The sequence below is a fragment of the Bacillus sp. GB_SG_008 genome (assembly GCF_052038115.1).
Classification (GTDB): Bacteria; Bacillota; Bacilli; order Bacillales; family Bacillaceae_G; genus Bacillus_A; species Bacillus_A rhizoplanae.
This window is the reverse complement of record NZ_JBPZSK010000003.1, coordinates 593,086-616,353: the sequence shown is the minus strand read 5'-3', so window position 1 is coordinate 616,353 and position 23,268 is coordinate 593,086. Positions and strand designations below refer to the sequence as shown.

Annotated in this window: 24 protein-coding genes; 7 read left to right on the top strand and 17 right to left on the bottom strand. The window is 37.9% G+C overall.

The features are described from left to right. Positions 1-49 precede the first annotated feature (49 nt). The 3 genes from lepB to addA all read left to right on the top strand — a co-directional run bounded on the left by lepB (position 50) and on the right by addA (position 7,918). On the top strand, positions 50-613 hold the full coding sequence (lepB, locus tag ACTDJC_RS10835; protein ID WP_440603369.1) for a signal peptidase I: 564 nt from the start codon (positions 50-52) through the stop codon (positions 611-613). A 76-nt stretch (positions 614-689) separates the two neighbouring features. Further along, a complete protein-coding gene (addB, locus tag ACTDJC_RS10830; RefSeq protein WP_440603368.1) occupies positions 690-4,199 on the top strand; it encodes a helicase-exonuclease AddAB subunit AddB in 3,510 nt (1,169 codons plus the stop codon). Continuing rightward, on the top strand, positions 4,196-7,918 hold the full coding sequence (addA, locus tag ACTDJC_RS10825) for a helicase-exonuclease AddAB subunit AddA (RefSeq protein ID WP_440603367.1): 3,723 nt from the start codon (positions 4,196-4,198) through the stop codon (positions 7,916-7,918). The genes addB and addA overlap by 4 nt, the downstream gene beginning before the upstream one ends. Positions 7,919-8,158: 240 nt before the next feature. Here the strand turns inward: addA and ACTDJC_RS10820 are convergent, their stop codons facing one another. The 12 genes from ACTDJC_RS10820 to ACTDJC_RS10765 all read right to left on the bottom strand — a co-directional run bounded on the left by ACTDJC_RS10820 (position 8,159) and on the right by ACTDJC_RS10765 (position 13,891). Continuing rightward, entirely contained in the window at positions 8,159-8,515 is a 357-nt protein-coding gene (locus tag ACTDJC_RS10820) for a hypothetical protein (protein ID WP_440603366.1), read from the bottom strand. A 205-nt stretch (positions 8,516-8,720) separates the two neighbouring features. Then, positions 8,721-9,506: an ABC transporter permease gene (locus ACTDJC_RS10815; RefSeq protein WP_440603365.1), complete on the bottom strand. Its 786-nt coding sequence runs from the start codon at positions 9,504-9,506 to the stop codon at positions 8,721-8,723. A 2-nt stretch (positions 9,507-9,508) separates the two neighbouring features. Further along, a complete protein-coding gene (locus ACTDJC_RS10810) occupies positions 9,509-10,408 on the bottom strand; it encodes an ATP-binding cassette domain-containing protein (RefSeq protein ID WP_440603364.1) in 900 nt (299 codons plus the stop codon). A gap of 1 nt (position 10,409) precedes the next feature. After that, positions 10,410-10,631 carry a PLD nuclease N-terminal domain-containing protein gene (locus ACTDJC_RS10805; protein ID WP_440603363.1) on the bottom strand — a complete coding sequence of 74 codons (222 nt, stop codon included), beginning with the start codon at positions 10,629-10,631 and terminating at the stop codon, positions 10,410-10,412. Between the two features lie 13 nt (positions 10,632-10,644). Continuing rightward, positions 10,645-11,187, bottom strand: a complete 543-nt coding sequence (locus ACTDJC_RS10800; RefSeq protein ID WP_440603362.1) for a helix-turn-helix domain-containing protein — start codon at positions 11,185-11,187, stop codon at positions 10,645-10,647. Positions 11,188-11,598: 411 nt separating this feature from the next. Continuing rightward, positions 11,599-11,814, bottom strand: a complete 216-nt coding sequence (gerPF, locus tag ACTDJC_RS10795) for a spore germination protein GerPF (RefSeq protein ID WP_090915729.1) — start codon at positions 11,812-11,814, stop codon at positions 11,599-11,601. A gap of 41 nt (positions 11,815-11,855) precedes the next feature. Continuing rightward, the gene (locus tag ACTDJC_RS10790) at positions 11,856-12,239 is read right to left on the bottom strand and encodes a spore germination protein GerPE (RefSeq protein WP_440603361.1); all 384 of its coding nucleotides are present in this window, start codon (positions 12,237-12,239) and stop codon (positions 11,856-11,858) included. 12 nt (positions 12,240-12,251) lie between these two features. Then, positions 12,252-12,446, bottom strand: a complete 195-nt coding sequence (locus ACTDJC_RS10785; protein ID WP_440603360.1) for a spore gernimation protein GerPD — start codon at positions 12,444-12,446, stop codon at positions 12,252-12,254. 6 nt (positions 12,447-12,452) lie between these two features. Next, the gene (locus ACTDJC_RS10780; RefSeq protein WP_440603359.1) at positions 12,453-13,067 is read right to left on the bottom strand and encodes a spore germination protein GerPC; all 615 of its coding nucleotides are present in this window, start codon (positions 13,065-13,067) and stop codon (positions 12,453-12,455) included. Positions 13,068-13,128: 61 nt separating this feature from the next. Further along, entirely contained in the window at positions 13,129-13,335 is a 207-nt protein-coding gene (locus ACTDJC_RS10775) for a spore germination protein GerPB (protein ID WP_098306114.1), read from the bottom strand. A gap of 16 nt (positions 13,336-13,351) precedes the next feature. After that, on the bottom strand, positions 13,352-13,573 hold the full coding sequence (locus tag ACTDJC_RS10770; RefSeq protein WP_429720569.1) for a spore germination protein: 222 nt from the start codon (positions 13,571-13,573) through the stop codon (positions 13,352-13,354). Between the two features lie 138 nt (positions 13,574-13,711). Beyond that, a complete protein-coding gene (locus ACTDJC_RS10765) occupies positions 13,712-13,891 on the bottom strand; it encodes an aspartyl-phosphate phosphatase Spo0E family protein (RefSeq protein WP_098306118.1) in 180 nt (59 codons plus the stop codon). A 241-nt stretch (positions 13,892-14,132) separates the two neighbouring features. Between ACTDJC_RS10765 and ACTDJC_RS10760 the strand changes: the two genes are divergently transcribed. Together ACTDJC_RS10760 and ACTDJC_RS10755 are read left to right on the top strand one after the other, a co-directional pair. Continuing rightward, positions 14,133-15,032 carry a fumarylacetoacetate hydrolase family protein gene (locus tag ACTDJC_RS10760; protein WP_440603358.1) on the top strand — a complete coding sequence of 300 codons (900 nt, stop codon included), beginning with the start codon at positions 14,133-14,135 and terminating at the stop codon, positions 15,030-15,032. After that, the gene (locus tag ACTDJC_RS10755) at positions 15,022-15,513 is read left to right on the top strand and encodes an HXXEE domain-containing protein (protein WP_255258082.1); all 492 of its coding nucleotides are present in this window, start codon (positions 15,022-15,024) and stop codon (positions 15,511-15,513) included. The genes ACTDJC_RS10760 and ACTDJC_RS10755 overlap by 11 nt, the downstream gene beginning before the upstream one ends. A 40-nt stretch (positions 15,514-15,553) precedes the next feature. Here the strand turns inward: ACTDJC_RS10755 and ACTDJC_RS10750 are convergent, their stop codons facing one another. Next, complete coding sequence (locus ACTDJC_RS10750; RefSeq protein ID WP_440603357.1) at positions 15,554-16,744, bottom strand: ornithine--oxo-acid transaminase; 1,191 nt, start codon at positions 16,742-16,744, stop codon at positions 15,554-15,556. Between the two features lie 151 nt (positions 16,745-16,895). Between ACTDJC_RS10750 and ACTDJC_RS10745 the strand changes: the two genes are divergently transcribed. Further along, positions 16,896-17,249, top strand: coding sequence for a YisL family protein (locus tag ACTDJC_RS10745; RefSeq protein WP_253628915.1), 354 nt, complete (start codon positions 16,896-16,898; stop codon positions 17,247-17,249). A gap of 210 nt (positions 17,250-17,459) precedes the next feature. Here the strand turns inward: ACTDJC_RS10745 and ACTDJC_RS10740 are convergent, their stop codons facing one another. Further along, a complete protein-coding gene (locus ACTDJC_RS10740) occupies positions 17,460-18,011 on the bottom strand; it encodes a DUF2777 domain-containing protein (RefSeq protein WP_098306124.1) in 552 nt (183 codons plus the stop codon). A gap of 141 nt (positions 18,012-18,152) precedes the next feature. On the opposite strand from ACTDJC_RS10740, the gene asnB reads away from it, so the two are divergent. Then, the gene (asnB, locus tag ACTDJC_RS10735; protein WP_098306126.1) at positions 18,153-20,000 is read left to right on the top strand and encodes an asparagine synthase (glutamine-hydrolyzing); all 1,848 of its coding nucleotides are present in this window, start codon (positions 18,153-18,155) and stop codon (positions 19,998-20,000) included. Positions 20,001-20,116: 116 nt separating this feature from the next. Here the strand turns inward: asnB and ACTDJC_RS10730 are convergent, their stop codons facing one another. The 3 genes from ACTDJC_RS10730 to ACTDJC_RS10720 all read right to left on the bottom strand — a co-directional run bounded on the left by ACTDJC_RS10730 (position 20,117) and on the right by ACTDJC_RS10720 (position 22,623). Continuing rightward, positions 20,117-20,941: a metal ABC transporter permease gene (locus ACTDJC_RS10730; protein WP_098306128.1), complete on the bottom strand. Its 825-nt coding sequence runs from the start codon at positions 20,939-20,941 to the stop codon at positions 20,117-20,119. Further along, positions 20,887-21,594, bottom strand: a complete 708-nt coding sequence (locus ACTDJC_RS10725; protein ID WP_440603356.1) for a metal ABC transporter ATP-binding protein — start codon at positions 21,592-21,594, stop codon at positions 20,887-20,889. The genes ACTDJC_RS10730 and ACTDJC_RS10725 overlap by 55 nt, the downstream gene beginning before the upstream one ends. A gap of 78 nt (positions 21,595-21,672) precedes the next feature. Continuing rightward, a complete protein-coding gene (locus tag ACTDJC_RS10720; protein WP_440603355.1) occupies positions 21,673-22,623 on the bottom strand; it encodes a metal ABC transporter substrate-binding protein in 951 nt (316 codons plus the stop codon). Positions 22,624-23,268 lie beyond the last annotated feature (645 nt).

Sequence of the window (23,268 nt, the reverse complement as noted above, 5' to 3'; positions counted from 1 at the left end):
CGTAAGTGAGCGCACCCCTGTTATAGAAAAGAGAAAGGGATGTGGCGTGATGAAGCGAAAGTGGAAAAAAGAAAGCGTAGAGTGGATGAGAACTATTTTTATAGGTGTTTTATTAGCTGTATTTTTTCGCACTTTTTTCTTTACAACGTATGTTGTGGAAGGAAAATCGATGATGCCTACACTTCAAGATGGTAACATGCTGGTTGTGAACAAAGTTGGTTATCGGTTTGATGAGTTAAACCGCTTTGATGTTGTTGTCTTTCATGCAAATAAAGAGGAAGATTATGTGAAGCGAATTATCGGTCTCCCAGGTGACAAAATTTCATACAAACATGATAAACTATATATTAACGGACAATTTATTGAAGAACCGTATTTAGATGTATATAAAAAACAAATTCATGGACGACAGCTAACAGGCGATTTTACTCTAGAAGAGTTAACGGACGAAAAGGTTGTTCCGCAAGGGTTTATCTTTGTACTTGGAGATAATCGTTTAGGAAGTTGGGATAGCCGTCATTTCGGATTTGTAAAAATAGAACAAGTTGTTGGAAAAGTTGATTTGCGCTATTGGCCAATCAATGAAGTACAAACAAATTTCTCTAAAGGGTAATTCGAAATTTCGAATTACCTTCTTTTTCGGATATATCCTGATTGATAGAGGTTCACTTACAGAAAGGCGGGTTTACATGTCACTTCGATTTATTATAGGACGAGCTGGAAGTGGAAAGAGTACAATGTGTTTGCAAGAAGTACAACAAGAGCTCCAGCATCGTCCAAAAGGTGAAACGATTTTATATCTTGTGCCAGAACAGATGACGTTCCAAACGCAGCAAGCATTAATTAATGGAAACGTGAGCGGCTCCATTCGTGCGCAAGTGTTTAGTTTTTCTCGTTTAGCATGGAAGGTATTACAGGAAGTAGGCGGAGCAAGCCGCCTTCATATTGATGAATCTGGCGTGCATATGTTGCTTCGTAAAATTGTAGAGGCGCGTAAAGAAGAATTATATGTCTTCCAAAAAGCAGCGGAGCAAAATGGATTTTTTGAACAACTTGGCAGTATGATTGCTGAATTTAAACGCTACAATTTAACGCCGTCAAATGTGTATGCGATGTGGCAAGAGTTAGATGCTCATAGCAGTGGAAATGAACAGAAATTGTTAGCAAATAAAATGTATGATTTGCAGCTTCTATATGATGATTTTGAACGAGCGTTAATTGGAAAATATTTAGACTCTGAAGATTACATGCAGCTTTTATTTGAAAAACTTCCACATTCAGAGTATGTGAAAGATAGCATCATTTATATTGATGGATTTCATACATTTTCACCACAAGAGTTAGAAATTGTAAGGCAACTATTAAGATGCGGTGCAAAAATAACAATTGCATTAACGCTCGATGAACAAACGCTATCAAACAAGGCGAATGAGCTAGATTTGTTTTACCAAACGCTTTTAACATATGAAAAAGTGAAGCAAGTAGCAAGGGAAGAGAAAATCATTATTGAAGATACAATTATAATGAGAGAACAACCACGCTTTATTTCAAGAGCACTTGCGCATTTAGATGCGCATTATGATTCTCGTCCGTATGCAGAATTTCAAGGAGAATCACAGATTACACTATATTCTGCGGCTAATTTGCGGGCAGAGGTGGAAGGTGTTGCGCGCGAAATTCGTAGGTTAGTAGCAGAAGAAGGCTATCGTTATCGCGATATAGCTGTTCTTCTTCGCAATGGTGAAAGCTATTACGATATGATCAAGACGTTGTTCGTTGATTATAATATACCATTCTTTATTGATGAAAAACGTCCGATGCTTCATCATCCATTAATTGAGTTAATTCGCTCAGCCTTAGAAGTCATTAGTGGGAATTGGCGTTACGATGCGGTATTTCGCTGCGCGAAAACCGAACTGTTGTACCCGTTGGATGTGAATAAAGCGCGAATACGTGATGAAATGGATGAATTTGAAAATTACTGTTTAGCGTATGGGGTACAAGGGAAACGGTGGACTTCGGAAGAACCGTGGACATATCGTCGTTACCGCTCATTAGATGGTGTACATGGCGGCCAAACAGACAGCGAACGAGAAATGGAAGAAAAGATTAACCGCCTTCGTGAGATTGTTCGCACACCTATTATTCGCTTGCAAAAGCGATTAAAGCGAGCAGCAACAACGATGAGTATGTGTGAAGCGGTCTATTTATTTTTAGAAGAGCTAGACGTTCCGAAAAAATTAGAAGATTTACGTTTGCGAGCAGAAGAAGAAGGGAACTTCTTATTTGCGAATGATCATGATCAAGTATGGGAACAAGTGATTACGCTGTTGGATACGTGCGTTGAAATGCTTGGAGAAGAGAAAATGTCTCTTTCTATGTTTGTAAATGTTATGACGACAGGGTTAGAGTCACTCCAGTTTGCTAATATTCCGCCGTCTTTAGATCAAATTTTAATTGCAAATATTGATCGTTCTCGTCTTTCTAACATTCGGGCAGCATTTGTGATTGGGGCAAATGAAGGGGTCATTCCAGCGGCGCCATCAGATGATGGTGTGTTATCTGACGAAGAACGAGAAGTACTTGTTTCAGCGGGAATAGAACTTGCACCAACAGCGCGGCAAAAGTTATTAGATGAGCAATTTGTCATTTATCAAGCGGTTACTAGAGCATCAGAGAAGTTATATATTTCTTGTCCACTAGCAGATGAAGAAGGGAAAACGTTACTAGCATCTAGCTTCATAAAGAAGATTAAAAGAATGTTTCCTTCTGCCGATGGAATATTTTTAACGAATGATGTAAATGATCTGTCATCTCGTGAGCAAATTTCATATGTTGCAACGCCAGAAGTGACACTTTCGTATTTAACGCAGCAACTGCAAAACTGGAAACGATACGGTTTTGAAGGGAATCTTTCCTTTTGGTGGGATGTATACAATTTTTATGTCACGTCGCCAGAATGGAAGCAGAAGAGCAGCCGTGTGTTATCAAGTTTATTTTATCGAAACCGGGCACGTAAATTAAGTAATGCTGTAAGCCAAGAGTTATATGGTGACAAAATTAGAGGCAGCGTATCACGCATGGAACTCTTTAATCGCTGTGCGTATGCACATTTTGCGCAGCATGGATTATCTTTGAAAGAACGTGATATTTTCAAATTAGATGCACCAGATATCGGCGAACTGTTCCATGCAGCTTTGAAAAAAATTGCTGATAAGCTATTGAAAGAAAAACGTACTTGGGCCGATTTAACAGTAAAAGAGTGTGAATATCTTTCTGTCACAGTCATTGAAGAATTAGCACCGCTTTTGCAGCGTCAAATTTTATTAAGCTCGAACCGTCATCATTATTTAAAACATAAATTGCAGCAAATCATTTTCCGTACTTCACTTGTCTTAAGAGAGCATGCGAAGTCGAGCGGATTTGTACCTGTTGATTTAGAAGTAGGATTTGGTATGGGCGGAACAAATTCATTGCCAGCTATGAATTTTGAACTATCAAATGGTGTGAAAATGGAAGTAGTCGGGCGAATTGACCGCGTTGATAAAGCGGAAGATGAAACTGGAACGTTTTTACGTATTATTGATTATAAATCAAGCGCTAAAAAATTAGATTTAACAGAAGTATATTACGGTTTAGCCCTGCAGATGCTGACGTATTTAGATGTTGTTACAACAAACGCAAGCAAATGGATGAAACAAGGTGGAACTGCAAATCCTGCGGGAGTCCTTTATTTCCATATTCATAACCCAATCGTTGAAATGAAAGGTGACGTTTCAGAGATTGAAATTGAACAAGAGATTTTAAAGAAATTTAAAATGAAAGGACTTGTCCTTGGAGATGCTGATGTTGTTCGGTTAATGGATAACACGTTAACGACAGGAAGCTCTAATATTATTTCAGCGGGCCTCAAAAAAGATGGCAGCTTTAGCGCACGTTCTGATATCGCAAGTGAACAAGAATTTAATGTGCTGCAGCAATATGTACATCGTACATTTGAAAACATTGGGACAGATATTACAGAAGGTGTAATTGATATTGCACCGTATAAAATGGGAAATAAAACGGCATGTACGTTTTGTAATTTTCGCTCTGTTTGTCAATTTGATGAGTCGTTAGAAGATAATAAATACAGAGCGTTACAAGAGATGAAAGATAGTGAAGCGTTAGAGAAAATGAGAGAGGAGACCCAGTCATGACGATACAAACTTGGCCAGCAAAACCAGAAGGAAGTCAGTGGACCGATGATCAGTGGAAGGCAATCGTTGCTGATGGACGTGATATTTTAGTTGCAGCTGCAGCTGGGTCGGGAAAAACAGCGGTACTTGTTGAACGCATTATCCGTAAAATGATTCGGGAGGACAATCCGGTTGATGTCGATCGTTTACTTGTTGTGACGTTTACAAATGCAGCGGCGCAAGAGATGAAAAATCGAATTGGTGAAGCGTTAGAAAAAGTATTAATTGATGATCCAGCCTCACCGCATATTCGAAAACAGTTAAGTCTGCTTAACCGGGCATCCATTTCGACAATCCATTCTTTCTGTTTACAAGTGATTCGTACGTATTATTATATGCTCGATATTGATCCGCGTTTTCGCATTGCGAATGAGACGGAAAATGAACTATTAAAAGAAGAAGTACTGGATGACATATTAGAAGCAGAGTACGGCATGCAGCAGAATGAATTGTTTTTTGAACTTGTCGATCGTTATACGAGCGACCGTAGTGATGATGACTTGCAGCGCATGATTTTAGCACTCCATACAGAATCTAGAGCACATCCAGATCCAAATGGTTGGCTTGATAAATTGGTTGAAGCATATGACGTAGAAGGAAAAACAATTGAAGATCTTATATATGCCTCGTATTTATTGGAAGATGTAAAGGTTCAGCTTCAAACGGCAAAACAATATGTAGAAAAAGCAATCGAACTTGCGATGTTACCAGATGGACCAGCACCGCGCGTTGAAACGCTGCAAGCTGATCTCCTGTTACTTCAGAACTTGTCCGGGGCAGCGAATGAATCTTGGACAAGCACATACGAAGCGATGCAAACGGCTGCTTGGCAAACGTTAAAGCGCATTAAAAAGAGTGATTATAATGAAGCGATTGTGGAACAAGTTGATTCTTTACGTAATAAAGCAAAGGATGTAGTAAAGAAATTGCACGAAGAATTATTTAGCCGCAGTCCAGGAAGCTTTTTACGTGATTTTCAAGATATGCATCCCGTACTGCAAAAGCTTGTTGATCTCGTGAAAATATTTACCGAACAGTTTCAAGTAATTAAGCGTGATAAAGGGATGGTTGATTTTACAGATTTAGAGCATTTTTGCTTGCAAATTTTAAGTGAACGTTCGAGCGAAGGAGACATTCGCCCATCACCAGTTGCGTGGCAATATCGTAATAAATTTACAGAAGTGCTTGTCGATGAATATCAAGATACAAACTTTGTACAAGAATCCATTATTAAACTAGTAACAAAAGACTCTGAGCAAGACGGAAATTTATTTATGGTGGGCGATGTAAAACAGTCCATATATCGTTTTCGTTTAGCAGAACCAGGACTGTTTTTAGGGAAGTATAGACGCTTTACATCTGAAGGTATAGATGGCGGTATGAAAATTGATTTAGCAAAAAACTTCCGCAGCCGTCATGAAGTACTAGCAGGGACAAATTTTATTTTTAAACAAATTATGGGCGAAGCTGTCGGGGAAATTGATTATGATGAAGACGCTGAGTTGAAACTTGGAGCAAGTTATCCAGACGGAGCAGATACATCAGCAGAGCTGTTATTTATTCATCAGTCTGATAGTAGCGCAGTAGTGGATGAAGAGGAAGGCGTGGGATTAGAAAAAGCACAATTAGAAGCACGCCTCATTGCGCAAAGAATAAAGGCAATGGTCGATTCTGGTTATGAAGTGTATGATCGTAAAACAAATGGTATGCGCCCAGTTACTTACCGTGATTTTGTTATTTTACTGCGCTCCATGCCATGGGCACCGCAAATTATGGAAGAATTAAAACAACAAGGAATTCCGGTTTATGCAGAGCTTTCGACTGGCTATTTTGAAGCGACAGAAGTGAATATTATGATGAACCTATTTCGTGTCATTGATAATCCAGCGCAAGATATTCCGTTAGCAGCTGTGCTTCGTTCGCCAATTGTTGGATTAACAGACGAAGATTTGGCGATGCTGCGTACTCACGGGAAAAAGGGCTCCTTTTATGAAGTGATGCGCTCATTCTTGCAAGGGGCACCGTTAGAGGAAGAGAAAGAATTGTATGAGAAACTATCATGGTTTTACGAGCATTTACAAGAGTGGCGTGAATTTGCGCGTCAGCAGTCGCTCTCTGATTTAATTTGGAAGGTGTACCGGGAAACAGGATATTATGACTTTGTGGGCGGTCTTCCTGCTGGTAAACAGCGTCAAGCAAACCTTCGCGTGTTATATGATCGTGCTCGCCAATATGAAGCGACTTCATTTCGCGGTTTATTCCGCTTCTTGCGTTTTATTGAACGTATTTTAGAACGCGGTGATGATATGGGGACAGCGCGTGCTCTCGGAGAACAAGAGGATGTTGTTCGTATCATGACAATTCATAAAAGTAAGGGGCTAGAGTTTCCTGTTGTATTTGTCGCAGGGCTTGGACGACGTTTTAACACACAAGATTTAATGAAGCGTTTCTTGCTGCATAAAGATTTCGGATTTGGCTCGCAGTTTATTGATCCGAAGAAGCGTATTAAATATACGACATTATCACAGTTAGCGATTAAGCGGAAGTTGAAAATGGAGCTTATTGCGGAGGAAATGCGCGTCTTATATGTAGCTTTAACACGTGCGAAAGAAAAGCTCATTTTAATTGGTACAGTAAAAGGTAAAGAAATACAAAAATGGTTGGATTCACGTGATCATATAAACTGGTTATTGCCGGATTATGTACGTGCCGGAGCAACTTGTTATTTAGATTGGATTGCACCGTCATTATGCAGACATAAAGATAGTGATATGCTTTTTGAGATGGGACAAGGAAATATTTCAACTGATATATATGAGTATGATGCGAACTGGAAAGTAGAAGCAATTGACGGAGCGGGATTGCAAGCACCGGAGCCAGTAAAAGAAGAAAAGCAAGAGCTATTAGAAGCGCTTCGAGAACAAAAGTCGGTTTCTGTGTGCAGTGAACAAAAAGACGAAGTGTATGAAAGATTAACATGGCAGTATGGATTCCAAGATGCAGCAACGCACCGAGCAAAGCAATCTGTTACAGAAATTAAACGAAACTATCAAGTGGAAGAAGGCAGTGATACAACGTTTATAAAACGAGTTCGTGCACCGATTGAAACACGTCCGCGTTTCATGGAGAAAAAAGGGCTGACGTATGCAGAGCGCGGGACGGCTGTTCATACTGTTATGCAGCATGTAAACTTAGCAAAAGCAATAACAATTGAAGCTATTCAAGAACAAATTGCTGAAATGGTAAATAAAGAGCTCTTAACATTTGAACAAGCAGAAGAAATAGCACCAGAAAAGATTGTTGCATTTTTTGAAACAGAATTAGGGAAACGGATGCTAGCTGCAAAACATGTAGAGCGCGAAGTGCCGTTTACGATGATGTTATCAGCAGAGGAAGCATATCAAGATTGGAAAGATGAGCAAGATGAATCGATCCTTGTTCAAGGTGTTATTGATTGTATGATTGAAGAAGAGGATGGCATCGTTTTAATTGATTTTAAAACAGATACAATTGAAGGCAGGTTCCCAGGTGGATTTGAACAAGCGAAATCAACGTTAGAAGAACGTTACAAAGTGCAGCTGAGTCTTTATCGTAAAGCACTTGAGAAAAGTTTGCATCAACCAGTAAAAGAAACATACTTATACTTCTTTGATGGCAGTCATGTATTACAAGTAAAATAAGGTAAAATTCAATAAGTGTGTCGCAAGTATATAAACATGGACTTGATTAAAGTTTGATTGGATAAAGAACGAGAAAACGGAGGGGGTTTCCTCCGTTTTTTTGTTATCCCTGTAAAGTGACAATAAAGTTATTCACCAATGGATTATCAACGACTGTTACAATCTATGCAATCCTGCGAATAATCAGCGGGATTGCTCGTGATAGACCAAACATCTGGATCATGAAGCCCTCTAAGAGTATTATTTATGTGAAGAGCAACGCATCAAAATAGTGTTTGCTAGTTGTTCTGGAGCTTCGCTTTCAATTACTATTTTGTCAAACTCATATTCTTTCAAACTAAGGATGATTACTTTATTGGTGTCATGATAGGATAAGAAATATTTCTTTTCATCAATAATGAAAAGCCCAGCTTTATAACCAAATGTAGCAATGCCTGTTTTTCTAATAGCTGTCCAGGGAAACTTGAAATTTCCCACTTGTACTTCTTCGACCAAAGTGTAAGGGATTTTTATCATCTTTCTCAAAGTAGTAACCGCTGTCCATCCTGAAATATTCAATATTAAATCACTATCATCTAATACAATTTGAACACTCATCTTTTATCTACTCCTCTTTACAATGTCATGATTCATTTATCCCGCTATTCGCGGGCAGTAAGACCCCCACCTCAAGATTGAGAGAGAAGCGAAGAAGATAGGTGGGGGATGAAGGAAAACCCCCACTGATGGAAGGTTCACTTTATTACCTTTTAATCTCTCTTCGTATGTACGCTCCATCAAGGTTACTGTTATATATATTTAGTTACATAGAAGGCAACTCTTTTCGAGATAAATAGAATTTTGATAAAAACAGGAAAAATACTATGAGTAATAACGTTACAGCTAATGTTGGGAAAAGGTGAGGTAAAGCATTACCGGTCATCATGATGTTGACTGCATGATTCGTCAAATGCGCGGGATTTAAAATTTGAAATCCAGATCCAAATGCGGTTACGGCTTTCAAAAGGATCAGAACAAAGATTGATAACACAGCAACTGCCGAGGATCTAGATAGTAAAACACCCATCATTAATGTTAGTGTTAACATAAACAGGCACCAAATGTAATAAACGCCAAGCCCTGCTGCGACTCTAGCTAATGGTACAGAGTTATACAAATAGAATGTGTAAAACATTGCCATGATCATTCCAGTTGTAACTGCCCCTGCGACAATAGCAGCCTGCCCAATCCACTTGCTCAGCAAATACTCGCCTAGTGTTGTGTTGCGTGTCAAAATAAACGTCAGCATTCCGCTATTTTTATCCGATACAACGATACTCATCATACCAATTACGAGAACCATTAAGCCCAATTGGTCAAATTGATTGGTTAAGGTTGAAGCCAACACATCTTCTGCAGTAAACTTGGGTAATGTAATATTCATACCTTCAGGCAATCCACCAGCAATTTGCAAAATTTGAGGTAAATAATAGGATGAAAGAGGCTGAATGATTCCTAAAAGCATAAATACGATAGGAAACCACAGTAACTTATAACTTCTTCTAGCTTCAAGCCATTCTTTGTTTAATAGGACAGATAAGTGGTTCATGTTTACTTCACCATCCTTAAAAAGATTTCTTCTAGACTTTCCTGTACTAGTTCGAACTTTTGAACTGGCAGTTGTAAACGATTAATATTGTCTAATAGCCAGATTCTACCCTGTTCAATGTTTTTAACACGCACCTTTGCGGAACTACCTGTTTGTACAATGGATTCAACGATATCTTCGTTTTCAAGTTGTGGAGCCCACTCGTTAACTCGAGGTGCTTGAATAATAAAAACAGGTTGTTGATTTTGCTTGATTATTTGATTAATAGAGCTGTTGAAAAGCAATTTACCTTGGTTTAAGATAAGTATCTTATCGCAAAGCTCTTCCGCATCGTGCAGGATATGAGTGGAAAAAAGAATGGTCGATTTCTGTTTAATCACTTTAAGCAATTCCAACATATCTCTTCGTCCTAGTGGATCCAGCGCGGAAACTGGTTCATCCATAATTAGTAACTTAGGTTGATGGATGAGTGCCTGGGCGATGCCCAACCTTTGCTTCATTCCTCCCGAATAGGTTCCAATCTGCTTATCCTTCTCCTTACTCAGCCCCACTAAGTCTAGTAATTCGTGCATTCGTTGTTTTAAACTTTTCTTATCTATACCTGAAAGTCCACCCATGAATTCGAGCAATTCCTTTCCTGTCATCCACGGATAGAAAGTGGGATGTTGCGGCAAGTATCCAATAAATTGACGCATTTGGTCATGACGCTCCCCTTGGAATAGAATTTGACCACTTGTAGGTTTTGTTATATCTAAAAGCATTTTGATAATCGTTGTTTTACCAGCTCCGTTTGGACCAAGGAGAGCGACACATTCGCCGTAATCAATCTGAAAATCAATGTCTTTAATGACTTCATGATTCCCGTAATTTTTTTGAAGATGGTTCACCTGGATTATGCCCATATTATCGTCCTCTCCTTCCTACGGTAAAATATAAAATCGGGCCGAAAATACTAACAAAAACAATAATTGCGACCCAAAGCCATTTGTATTCATTGCTAAAATCCCTTTTTAACAAATCCCATAATGCTACAGAAATTAAAATGAATTGTAAAATTAGGAGGGGAAGAAGCAGTGGCAACCAATTCCAAAGTTCCTCTATCCCAATTTCATAACCATAATGCATTTGCGATTCCTCCTTATTTTTCTTGTGATTTTTGCGGAATAAACATGCCTGCAAAAATTCGAGTGGTTCGTTCAGGCGTCGACTTGTTATTTATCACTTTTTCAATAGACGTATTAATAGACTGGACGAGTTCCTGAAATTCTTCATTCGTCAAATGAATAGGTGCATACCAATAAGCGAATCCATCTTCTTTATACTGTTTTGGGGGAGTCTCTGTCAGATAAGATGTCACTAACTGAAGTAAATTACCGTGGAATACTGAAAAATGGCGAATATGGTCTTCCTGTGGAGTCGTTTCGATTTCTTTTTCGGGAACCTGTAAGTTCTCTTTTTTGACCGCAAATACTCGTTCTTCCGTTCCTTTAACTTTTTTCGTATTAATGATCTCAATAAAATTTGCTGCAATTAAAAGATTCATATGACGATATAAAGTAGCTTGAGGAACATCGCCGAGTGCATCTAAAAGTTGTGCAATCGTTAGTGGTTTACCTAGCAGCAATTGTTGTATAATCCGCATTCGAATAGGATGAAGAAGTAAATCAGCTTTTTTTGTCATTGTATTGTTCACCCCAATTATTATCATTTTATAAAATGATAATAATATTTTATTTTTTTTGAAATTGCACACAGTTAAGGAGATATATTCCGAAAGAAATGACTTTATGGTCAATCGACAATCCCGCTATTCGCAGGCAGTAGGCCCCACCTCAAGGTTCAGAGAGAAGCGAAGAGGGGAGGTGGGAGATAACTGCTGGCATGGGCCGATTGGGCGGACTTTCCATCAGTGGGGATGAAGAAAACCTCCACTGATGGAGGTTTCATTTTATCCCGCTATTCGCGGACAGTAAGCCCCCCACCTCAAGATTGAGAGAAAAGCCAAGAGGGGAGGTGGGGGATAACTGCCCGTAAAAGCCCGATTCGTTCAACTAACCTTCAGTGGAAACCCCCTACTAAAGGAAGTTTTACATTATGCTGTTCCGATTTGATCTTGGTCAGCCACATCTGAATCAAATGTATTTGTACCGCTTACGCCGTTAAATGTATTAAGGACAAAAGCAACATTTGATGAACCGGATCCATTATAAGCTTTCGTATTTTCTTTTGGAGACACATTATAGAAATCCCCTAAGTTGAAAGAGCCGTTACTATTTTGAACGACTAAGTTCCCAACAACGGACGGCATATTTTCACCTACTTCATTTTGCTTTTACGATACTATATGATTTATTTGCTAAAAGGTTCTTCTGTAACAAAATGGCGAATTTGTAAAATGCGTGAGTTTGAAAATACATAATCAATAGATCCAATGTGAAGGCAACCAGCGCTTAACATACTTTGAATGTCAATGCAGCCTACTTCGATAAAGGGATTTTCATTAATGACAGTCATGTTTACTTCGTTTATGCGAGTTGGAATCGTGATTTCGTCATCAACAAATATTTCGTATACTTCCAAATTTCCTTCTTGAGCCAAAAAGTAAGGAATTTCGCGTTGAACGACAATTGCTCTGCTTTTTAATTCCGCATGATTTGTATCGCCAATTTGAGCAATGGCATCAAGTCCTAGTGTGATGACAGAGAGCTGATGGACAACAGAAATATGTCGCATAACGAGTCCTCCTTATCGAGGAGTGGTAGGTACAGCAGTTACGAGTGGTACAAACGGACCTCCTGTAACAGATTCAAATGGTGTATCTAAAATAGAAGATGAAATAATGAGGCTTGCATCGCCGATTAAGAATAAAGCAGACGAAGATATCCCAAGCGATTTAATTGTTCCCACTTTGATTTCGTGATTAATAACAGTAAAATTCATATGCATTTACTCCTTTCGGAAGTTACGCGGTATATGCTGAATAAAGGTAACAAATGCCTTATCAATATCTTGTTTCATTGCTCGAATAATGACATCTTTCATATATTGTGGATTAGATGTAATTTCTGGATGTGGCTGTACTTGAGATAAATAGTATGGAAGACGGTGTTCCATTTGTTGTTTTATATCATCGATCATCATTTGACGGTACATATCATCGAGAGGTGTTCGTTCTTCCTGTTCGAAATGAAGAATGCGACTATACGCTTCTTCGTCTAAATAGCGGTGCATTTCTTGAATGATATCTTGATAAAAATCGGGATTTACTTGGGTTTCAGGGTTTACCTTTAATGTTTCAGTTTCAACATTAAAGTCTTCAATTATTTCTCCTTTGCTCGTAAATGGATTTAAACCGATATTTAATGTACCATTCAAATTTTCGACTTTTAGCTGATCGAACTTGTATTCGACTTTCCCAATTGAAGAGGATGGTCGCTGTTTCAGTTCTTCTACTTGCTCTGTCAGCTGCGCTAGTTGTGTTTCTAAAGCATTTATTTTTTCCTGTTGTTTTTGAATGAATTGTTGTAGTTGCTGTAAATAAGTATATAGATCTTGACTCACTGCTAGAAGCCTCCTTTTCAATCTGGAGGGTGTATTGGTATATGTCTATGATATTGGTACGTTAAGAAGAACTAGGAGGAGGGGAAATTGAAATAATTTGTCCCGGAGCTGTTAGTGGCGGAGTTGGTTGTGTAAATCCGCCTGTATTAGAAAACTTTGACAATGTTTTAATACTCCCTGCACTTCCAATTTGAAAGACGGCTGAAGTTGTAAGGTTATTTATTCGTACATTGTTAATAATAATACTTTGATGTACATACAGTTTCAATTTTTATTCCCCCCCTTTAATAAGTAGCAGTGACTGGCTGATCGATTACATCATTATCATTTACATTTGTTGTGTTTTCGTAATTGTATATTGATACACTTTCTCCAACATTAAAAGAACCCGCTCCTGCAAATGCACGAGAATAACTAATGGGACGAATGGCAAATACATCTCCAATATGAAATACACCGCTCGATCCGATATTAACGATATTAACATGTCCAACCATTGCAGGCATAGAAAACACCTTTCATGTTCAAAATTTTTGTATCTGTCCCTTTTTAATACGAGTTTCTATGATAGGAGTTTTACTTTATTATTGTATGGGCGTTTGTGTAAATATGTGTCAGTTATTTTAAAAATAAAAGACGTACACTCAGTGGGAGTGCACGTCTATATTTTGAGTTGACACATCATCTATTTGTATGAGTAATATAACATTTAAGAGCCTGTCCAGCTCTTGACTACAACTAACCGTTTTTTGAGATGTCATTCCATAACGTTTGGCTAAGTATTTCATTTTTTCTCGTTTTTTTTCAATTGCTTGCTCAAACATAGAATCGGCTCCGTCTCCTTATAGATTTTAAGAGTATCTTTAGTACATATTATACAAACTTTCCATAAAAAAGAAACACATTCGCTAAAAGAAGAAGGTATTCTACATATTTTGGCAAAAAAGCATTTTAATTGCATAAAAAATAGAAAGAATATTGTAAATTAAAAATATTTTTAGGAGGATTTTCATTAGTAGGTACGAATACAATTACAGTATGATTTTGAAGATGGGGTGTGGAAATATGCGGTTTGTGACAGTAAAAGCAGATGAAAAAGTGTTTGTTGGTGTTGTAGATGAGACATCACAAACAGTGTTGCATGTAAGAGAAGCACAGAGGAAAAAAGGAGAAAAAGTTACGATTCCCATTACAATGCTAGAGTGTATCGACCAGGGAGAACCCTTTATTACAAAAGTAATTGAGATTGTCGAATGGGCGAAAGAAAATTGCAAAGATGCTTATTATCCATTATCGGAAGTTAAGTTATTGGCTCCTATTCCAAGGCCAAGAAAAAATATTCTTTGTGTTGGAAAAAATTATCGTGAGCATGCAATCGAAATGGACGGAGCGGAAGCAGTTCCAGAAAATATCATTATTTTTACAAAGGCACCAACAACTGTAATTGGTGATGGTGATAAAATTTATAGTCATCCGCATGCTACGAGTGAACTTGATTATGAAGGCGAGCTCGCCATTGTGATTGGAAAGCGTGGAAAGGAAATCTCGAAAGAAAAAGCTCTTAATCATGTGTTTGGTTATACGGTTATAAATGATGTTACAGCTCGGGATATCCAAAAGAAGCATAAGCAATTTTTTCTTGGAAAAAGCTTTGACACGTTTTGTCCAATGGGACCAGCTATTGTGCATCGCTTAATGATTGCTAATCCGAATGCGCTTCATATTGAAACGAAGGTGAACGGAGAAGTACGTCAATCTTCTACAACGGCAAACATGATGTTTTCAATTGAAGAAATTATATCAATTGTAAGTAAAGGAATGACGTTAGAGCCAGGAGATATTATTGCGACTGGAACACCAGCGGGAGTTGGAAAGGGATTTAAACCACCTCGTTTTTTACATGCTGGTGATGAAGTTGTTATAACGGTTGAACATGTTGGAACGCTCCGTAATAATGTCAAATAATATACCGCGCTCTTCTTATTTCTGGATCATTCCTATTTTTTTCGCTTTGCATAATGCAGAAGAGTATTATTTTTTTCCAGAAATAAAGTATTTACAGCCCATTCAGATGGAAGAGAATGCATTACAACAGAAGCATTTTTTAATAGCATTACTTATATTAACTGTTTTTGTATGTTTGATTGTGTTTATACACAATATGTTTTTGACGCAGATGACGTTATATGCTGTACTGTTCACGCAGTCAATGATTTTTATGAATGGGATTATTCATCTTGTGGGGGCAATCTTGAAGAGAGGATATGTGCCTGGGCTTGGTACAGCTTTCTTTTTAATAATTCCTTTTTCGTTGTTTTTGTTTTGGAGAGGAAAGATAATTGGTTGGTGGAAATGGAAGCATGTGTGGATATCATGTATCATCGGTATATTACTAATGTTTCCTGTTATAGCTGGTCTGTTGTATATAGTTAGGATCATTGCATAATAAAAGAAGGTTGTCTCCTAAGAGACAACCTTCTTTTTTATTAAGACAATACCGCTTTAATTTTTTCGAACGCCCATTGTAAATCGTCTTCAGAGATAACAAGAGGCGGAGCGATGCGGATTACATTTTCATGTGTTTCTTTACATAGTAAGCCAGCTGCTTTTAATTGTTCACAGTAAGGACGTGCTGATTCATTTAACTCGATTCCGATAAACAATCCTCTTCCGCGTACTTCTGTGATCATTGGATTGTCAATTTCACGTAATTGATTTAACAGCTTTTCTCCTAATTGTAAAGAGCGTTCTGTTAAATTCTCTTCTAATAGTACATCTAGAGAAGCAAGTGAAACTGCACAAGCTAGCGGATTACCACCGAACGTAGAACCGTGAGAGCCTGGCTCAAATACTCCTAAAATTTCGCGGTTTGCAGCAACGCAAGAAATTGGGAATACACCGCCGCCTAGCGCTTTTCCAAGGATGTACATATCAGGAATAACATTGTCCCAATCGCATGCAAATAATTTTCCAGTACGACCTAAGCCTGTTTGAATTTCATCTGCGATAAATAATACATTTTCTTCTTTACATACATTGTGTGCCTCTTTTAAGAAACCTGCTGGTGGAATGTTAATACCAGCTTCGCCTTGGATTGGCTCTAAAATAAATGCAGCTGTATTTGGTGTAATCGCTTCTTTTAATGCTTCGATGTCGCCGTAAGGAATGACAACAATACCTGGAAGCATTGGTCCGAATCCGCGTTTATATTCTTCGTTGGATGACATGGATACTGCGCCCATTGTACGGCCATGGAAGTTATCAACACATACAATGATCTCTGCTTTGTTTGCTTCTACTTCTTTCACATCGTATGCCCAGCGTCTTGCTGCTTTGATAGCGGTTTCAACAGCTTCTGCACCTGTATTCATTGGTAAAATCATTTCTTTATTAGTTAATTTCGCGACTTTTTCATACCAAGGACCTAATTGATCGCTGTGGAACGCACGTGATGTTAATGTTACACGTTGTGCTTGGTCGATAAGCGCTTGAATAATTTTTGGATGGCGATGACCTTGGTTTACAGCAGAATATGCACTAAGCATGTCCATATAACGGTTGCCTTCTGGGTCTTCTACCCAAACACCCTCTGCTTGCGCAATTACAATCGGTAGTGGATGATAGTTATTTGCTCCGTAAGTTTCTGTTAATTCGATAATGTCTTTTGTTTGAATCATGCTAGTTCCCCCTTTTGTTTTTACAAGAAGTTTGTAAATACTCTAAATATTATATCATTTAAACGTGAAAAAAGCTAAATGTTTCCTGAAAAGAAATAGACGTGGTATCATATAAAGTGAAAAAATGTGCAAAAGAGGAGGAGAGATTTATATGATACATATGCATATTACTGCATGGTCGCTCGGGATTATTTTGTTTTTTGTAACATATTCGATGTATAAGAGTGGAAAGCAAGCAAAACCAATGCACATGGTGGTTCGTTTGCTGTATATTTTGATCATTGTATCAGGATTATTAATTTACAAAGACGTCCACTGGATGCCTATGTTATATGGGATGAAAATGCTCGGTGGTATTTGGGTAATTGCTGCGATGGAAATGATTCTTGTGAAAGCAAGCAAGCAGAAATTAACAAGAGCGTTTTGGATTCAATTTGTTATTGTGTTGTTAGTTGTGTTATATCTTGGTTTACGATTACCACTAGGGTTTTCACCATTTGCTTAATACAAAAATGAGGATGTTTTCAAAAGTAAGTATTTAATTACTTTTGAGACATCCTCGTTTTTATCCCGCTATTCGCGGGCAGTTAGACCCCCACCTTAAGATTGAGAGAAAAGCGAAGAAAACAGGTGGGGGATAACTGCCCATAAAAACCCGATTGGTTCAACAAACCTTCAGTGGAAACCCCTCACTGAAGGAAGTTTCACTTTATTTTTAATTGTTAATATGCAATTCATCGCCATCTGCTTTTGTAATTTTAAATATATCCTTATTTTGTGTAGAATAGCGTACATAATGGTGATGAAGGGAACAAATCATTTCTTCATTATCAAATAAAAGAAAATTAACTCCTTCGCATGGCTGGTCTTTTGGTTGGAAGGATAGAGAATTATGAGAATATATACAGTCGTATAAAGAGTAGCCTAACGATTGTAATGTTTCGGTTACGAGTGAAAATGAGGAATCTGGAAGTTCTTCTATCCACTCATGATAGCTTGTCATTAACTTTTTTCGAATCCGAATTGTTTCGCCGTTTTGCAACGGATGATGTTCATCTGCTACTTGCAAAGTATTATGTTCATAAAAACGAGCAGGTAACCAATTATTGTTATATAAAACTTCAAATCCATCTTCAATCATATCTTCTAATAAAGAAGCTTCATCGCTTTCTTCATCGAAAAATATCCATTCCTCGTTTATATATTCAACATTTCCGATTGTATGAGCACGCGGTTGGCTATACAAAATATGTTTACGCTGTTTCATTCCTGTGCCCTCCTTTTTTATAGAAGTTTCTATTCTTGTTATAGACAGTTCGGTCTTTCTTTATAACCAAGGCACATAGAATTGAAATTGGGCATAAAATAAAAACAGACTGCGGATATGAGATGAGAAAGGGTGATAGCAATGTGTGGCATTACAGGGTGGGTTGATTATACAAAAGTGTTATTGGAAGAAAAAGAAACAATAACGAAGATGGCAGAAACGCTCGCGAAGAGGGGACCGGATGATACGAATGTTTGGCTTAGGAATCATGTTGCATTTGGGCATAAACGGTTAATTGTTGTTGATCCAGAAGGTGGAAAACAACCGATGACGCGGATGAAAAAAGAAGAACGCTATACAATTTCCTATAATGGAGAGTTATATAATACAGAAGATATTCGAAAAGAATTACGGAATAGAGGATACACGTTTCAAGGACATTCCGATACAGAAGTCTTATTAACAGCCTATATAGAGTGGAAAGAGCAATGCGTTGAGCATTTAAATGGCATTTATGCATTTGCTGTATGGGATGAGGAAGAAGAAAAGATTTTTATTGCGCGCGATCGATTAGGGGTTAAACCATTATTTTACAAATGTGATGCAGGAAGGTTGTTGTTTGGCTCAGAATTAAAAGCTATTTTAGCTCATCGAGATATCAAGACGGAGGTTACGACGGAAGGGTTAGCGGAAGTACTTGGATTGGGGCCTTCCCGAACTCCTGGGCATGGTATATTTGCTGGAATTGAAGAATTGCGTCCAGGTCATGCACTTACGTTTTCAAAAGACGGTCTAAAAGTTTGGCGTTATTGGAATGTCGCGAGTGAAGAGCACACACATAGCTTTGAAGAAACGGTGGAACAAGTTCGTTTTCTATTGCAAGATGCGATTACAAGACAGCTAGTATCGGATGTTCCGTTATGTACATTTTTATCAGGAGGCGTCGATTCTAGTGCGATTACTGCATTTGCGGCGATGGCGTATGAACGGGAAGAAAAAGGGAAGCTTCATACGTATTCAATTGATTATGAGGATAATGAAAAATATTTTAAATCGAATGCATTTCAGCCGAATTCAGACGCTCCGTTTATTACATTAATGACAAATACATTTAATACGATTCATCATCGTTGCGTTATTTCTAACGAAAGTTTAGCGGAACATTTAACAGAAGCTGTTCTTGTTCGTGACTTGCCAGGAATGGCGGATATTGATTCCTCACTGTTGTGGTTTTGCCGAGAAATTAAACAAGATTTTGTCGTAAGCTTGTCAGGTGAATGTGCCGATGAAATTTTTGGTGGTTATCCGTGGTTTTACCGCGAAGATGACTTACAATCAAGTGCGTTTCCATGGATGCGATCAACAGAAGCGCGTGAACAATTGTTAAAAAAAGAATGGCGTAAAAAACTCAAATTGCAAGAGTATGTACAGTATCGTTATGAAGAATCAGTGCGCGAAACACCCGCTTTAGAAGGGGAGAGCGTACTTGATGCAAAAAGAAGACAATTATTTTATTTAAATATGATTTGGTTTATGACGACCCTTCTTGATCGAAAAGATCGGATGAGTATGGGCGCTAGCTTAGAAGTACGTGTGCCATTTGCTGATCATCGTCTTGTCGAATATGCGTGGAATATTCCTTGGGAAATGAAAATGTATAAAAACCGCGAAAAAGGTCTATTACGCAAGGCACTAGAAGGTGTATTGCCAGATGATGTATTGTATAGAAAGAAAAGCCCATATCCGAAAACGCATAATCCGTATTATACGAAGGCAGTTACTTCATGGCTACAAGAGTTATTAACGGATAAACAATCCGTTCTTCATGAATTATTTGATAAAGAGCAGCTGCATGGGTTAATTGAATCAGGGGGCAGTGCATTTCAAACACCGTGGTTCGGGCAATTGATGACGGGGCCGCAGCTGTTAGCTCATTTAGGGCAAATTCATGTCTGGTTTAAGGAGTACAATATAAATATTAAAGAATAAAACTGAGGGTCATAGCGTGTAAGCTATGACCCTCAGTTTTAATAAGCGTATTTTGAAAGCTGCTCTGCTTCTTTTGTTGTTAAGACAATACGTGACAGATTGTAATATCTTTCACTTTATGCGCGATTAGAGCGAATAGATTTCCAAACCCATTGGATGCACAGGCCGCAAATTAAAAATAATACAAGAACAAGTGTAATAGTTGCCCCAGGCGGTGTCCCTAATTTATATGAAGAAGTGAGTCCTAAAAACATACTAATGACGCCTATTGCCATACTAAATAAAATAGCTACTTTGAATCCTTTTACCATACGCATCGCAATTGCAGCTGGTAATATCATAAGCGCTGATACAAGCAATGCACCTATAATAGGCATCATAACGGAAATGGTTAGACCTGTTAATACGCTAAAGGACAAGGATAGCCATTTTGTAGGTAGTCCGCTTGTAAAGGCTGTATCTTCATCAAACGTCAATACGTACAGAGGGCGTTGAAACACTAGATAATAGATTCCCACCAAGATACAAACTACTACTAAGAAACGAAGCTGTTCTTTGCTAATTGTGATAATAGATCCAAACAGATATTGTTCTACACTAGTTGAAACACCGCCCTGATTTAAACTCATTAGGACGAGAGCAAAGGATAATCCCGCTGCCATAAGGATAGCTACGGATACTTCTGAATACGTACGATAGGTATTTCTCATATATTCAATTCCTAATGCACCAATAATAATAACGATAATCGTAACTAAATTAACATTGGAATGAAGAGTTAGACCAAGTGCTACCCCAGCTAATGAAATATGAGAAAGGGTATCCGCCATTAAAGACTGGCGTCTTAAAATCAAAAACATTCCTAATATAGGAGCTATGAGGGCAATTAATCCACCTGCCCAAAATGCTCGCTGCATGAACCCAAAGTGAAGCATCTCCATTGTGTGTTCTCCTTTCTTTCTAAATAAATGTTTCGATCTGCATACGGTTTTACATCATCCAAGTCATGTGTAACCATGATGACCGTTCGTCCATGTTCTGTGACATGATGTCTCATCAATTGATAAAAATGATTGCGACTTTCAAAATCCATGCCGGTAGTGGGTTCGTCTAAAACTAGAATGTCTGGTTCGGAAGCTAGGACACGAGCGATACAAATGCGTTGCTTTTGTCCTCCTGATAACTCTCCAATCTTGCTATTACGAAATTTCCACATATCGACTCCAAGTAGCGCTTGCTCAACATGCTCATGATCTTCTTTAGAAAGTGAACGAAACCACTTTCCACGAGGAAAACGACCAGATTGTACAAGCTCTAACACGGTACTTGGAAATCCTGCATTAAAGGAAGAAACTTGTTGAGGGACGTAACCAATGATAAGTTTCTGCCCTTGTTCATTTTTTTTACTGATGCTTACGGTTCCTTTCCAGGGCTTTAATAAGCCTAACATAATCCGTAACAGAGTAGATTTTGCCGCTCCGTTCGGTCCAGTCAGTGTAACAAACTCACCACTATTTATATCGAGAGAAATATCTTCTAAAATGGTTTCGTTTCCATACTTAAATTGAACCTGATTCATAGATATGATTTTCATGAAATCCGCCTTTTCCTTTCTTTAGGTGTAAGTAGAAAAGTGCGTTTTACATGATTGTAAAACGCACTACTATTGCTATTACATAATAGATTGTTTTAGTGCATCCAAGTTCTTTTTCATATAGCTAATATAGTCGCTTCCCTTGGCTTGTTCTTCTTTTGTAATTCCTTCAATTGGACTTAATACAACTGTTTTTGCTCCCGTTTCATCCGCAAGGGTTTTTGCTATTTTTGGAGAAGTTACTTCCTCAAAATAAATGACTTTAATATTGTTGTCCTTTACATACTTTTGAAGTTCCGCTAATTTGGCTGGACTTGGTTCCTGATCAGGAGAAAGACCAGCAATTGGAATTTGAGTAAGACCATATTCTTTTGCTAAGTACCCAAATGCCGCATGTTGCGTCACGAATTCTTTATGTTTTGCATTACCGAGAGTTGTTCTAAATTGGTTATCCAAATCTTTTAGCTTTGCAGTAAATTGATCTGCGTTTTTTTCATAATCTTGTTTATGAGTTGGATCTGCTTCTATAACTGCTTGTTTAATATTTTCTACTTCTTTTTGGGCTAACACTGGATCTAACCATACATGAGGATCCATTGGGTGTCCTTGTTCCTTATTAGTATGCTTATCTTTTTCAACCTCAGCTGTTCCTTCTATAAGTGAAATACCCTTACTTGCATCTACCACTTTTATATTTTTATTATCAAGGCTTTTTAGTACTTTAGGTACCCATGTTTCCATAGAGTCACTGTTGTATACAAACACATCGGCATTTTCAATTTTAGCAATATCTTTTGGAGTGGGTTCAAAATCGTGTGGTTCTGTCCCAGCAGGAATTAACACATCTACATTTCCATTGGATCCAACCACATTTTTAGTAAAGTCGTACATAGGGTAAAATGTTGTTACGACCTTAAGAGACTTGTCTTGTTTTGTATTGCTTTTTGACTCATCTTGTTTAGAGCAGCCTGCAATAGCGGTTGAAAGGGCCAAAGCAGTTACTAATGCACCATATTTCCATTTTTTCATGATGTACTCATTCTCCTTATTACAAATATGAAACTTAATATAAATAATAGCAATTACGATTTACAAAAAGAATAATACCACCGAAGGTTAACGGTTTTTCTAATTGTCCCCTAGATATTGGAGGAATATCCTGGGTGTAATAGTTTTAATTCCATTGTGCTGTTCATGACCGCAGGGGTGATGGCTTGCTCAGGATGATTGTGACTACATGTAGAATGATGAGATGAATATACAATCGTATTTGCTCGCTTTTGTAACAATTCTTCTACAACTATATTTTCATAAGAAATGTCCATCACTTGTAATTTGATTCTTAAGTAGATTAAGAACAGATTTAAATGAAAAATAATCTCCTTGTATAAAGCGTAATCATTTCGATTTAAATTATAGCAAGTATATAGTAATAGGTAAATACTATATACTGACACTGTCTTATGGAAATATTGTACGAATTGTAAGAACGGATTCTCGTACTATAGGAGACAGCCTAGCTGATGAGACTGACTAACAGACAAATAAAATATCTTTTGTGTCAGTTTTTCTTCTTTTCCTTAAGAGCTTGCGTGGTGAGAGCTTTTCATCAGTGGGAGGTCATTTGTGGAAGTTTCACTTTAGGTAAGTAAAGAAAAAAGGAAAGCAGAAGGC

Bases quoted from the DNA above. Each gene is read 5' to 3' on its own strand.
- ACTDJC_RS10765 (WP_098306118.1), bottom strand. From the start codon at position 13,891: ATGTTTGAGCAAGCAATTGAAAAAAAACGAGAAAAAATGAAATACTTA.
- ACTDJC_RS10750 (WP_440603357.1), bottom strand. From the start codon at position 16,744: ATGATTCAAACAAAAGACATTATCGAATTAACAGAAACTTACGGAGCA.
- ACTDJC_RS10745 (WP_253628915.1), top strand. From the start codon at position 16,896: ATGATACATATGCATATTACTGCATGGTCGCTCGGGATTATTTTGTTT.
- ACTDJC_RS10800 (WP_440603362.1), bottom strand. From the start codon at position 11,187: ATGACAAAAAAAGCTGATTTACTTCTTCATCCTATTCGAATGCGGATT.
- addB (WP_440603368.1), top strand. From the start codon at position 690: ATGTCACTTCGATTTATTATAGGACGAGCTGGAAGTGGAAAGAGTACA.
- addA (WP_440603367.1), top strand. From the start codon at position 4,196: ATGACGATACAAACTTGGCCAGCAAAACCAGAAGGAAGTCAGTGGACC.
- ACTDJC_RS10760 (WP_440603358.1), top strand. From the start codon at position 14,133: ATGCGGTTTGTGACAGTAAAAGCAGATGAAAAAGTGTTTGTTGGTGTT.
- ACTDJC_RS10730 (WP_098306128.1), bottom strand. From the start codon at position 20,941: ATGGAGATGCTTCACTTTGGGTTCATGCAGCGAGCATTTTGGGCAGGT.
- ACTDJC_RS10810 (WP_440603364.1), bottom strand. From the start codon at position 10,408: ATGGGCATAATCCAGGTGAACCATCTTCAAAAAAATTACGGGAATCAT.
- ACTDJC_RS10790 (WP_440603361.1), bottom strand. From the start codon at position 12,239: ATGCGACATATTTCTGTTGTCCATCAGCTCTCTGTCATCACACTAGGA.
- ACTDJC_RS10720 (WP_440603355.1), bottom strand. From the start codon at position 22,623: ATGAAAAAATGGAAATATGGTGCATTAGTAACTGCTTTGGCCCTTTCA.
- ACTDJC_RS10815 (WP_440603365.1), bottom strand. From the start codon at position 9,506: ATGAACCACTTATCTGTCCTATTAAACAAAGAATGGCTTGAAGCTAGA.
- asnB (WP_098306126.1), top strand. From the start codon at position 18,153: ATGTGTGGCATTACAGGGTGGGTTGATTATACAAAAGTGTTATTGGAA.
- gerPF (WP_090915729.1), bottom strand. From the start codon at position 11,814: ATGCCGTCCGTTGTTGGGAACTTAGTCGTTCAAAATAGTAACGGCTCT.
- ACTDJC_RS10805 (WP_440603363.1), bottom strand. From the start codon at position 10,631: ATGCATTATGGTTATGAAATTGGGATAGAGGAACTTTGGAATTGGTTG.
- lepB (WP_440603369.1), top strand. From the start codon at position 50: ATGAAGCGAAAGTGGAAAAAAGAAAGCGTAGAGTGGATGAGAACTATT.
- ACTDJC_RS10785 (WP_440603360.1), bottom strand. From the start codon at position 12,446: ATGAATTTTACTGTTATTAATCACGAAATCAAAGTGGGAACAATTAAA.
- ACTDJC_RS10725 (WP_440603356.1), bottom strand. From the start codon at position 21,594: ATGAAAATCATATCTATGAATCAGGTTCAATTTAAGTATGGAAACGAA.
- ACTDJC_RS10740 (WP_098306124.1), bottom strand. From the start codon at position 18,011: ATGAAACAGCGTAAACATATTTTGTATAGCCAACCGCGTGCTCATACA.
- ACTDJC_RS10755 (WP_255258082.1), top strand. From the start codon at position 15,022: ATGTCAAATAATATACCGCGCTCTTCTTATTTCTGGATCATTCCTATT.
- ACTDJC_RS10770 (WP_429720569.1), bottom strand. From the start codon at position 13,573: ATGCCTGCAATGGTTGGACATGTTAATATCGTTAATATCGGATCGAGC.
- ACTDJC_RS10820 (WP_440603366.1), bottom strand. From the start codon at position 8,515: ATGAGTGTTCAAATTGTATTAGATGATAGTGATTTAATATTGAATATT.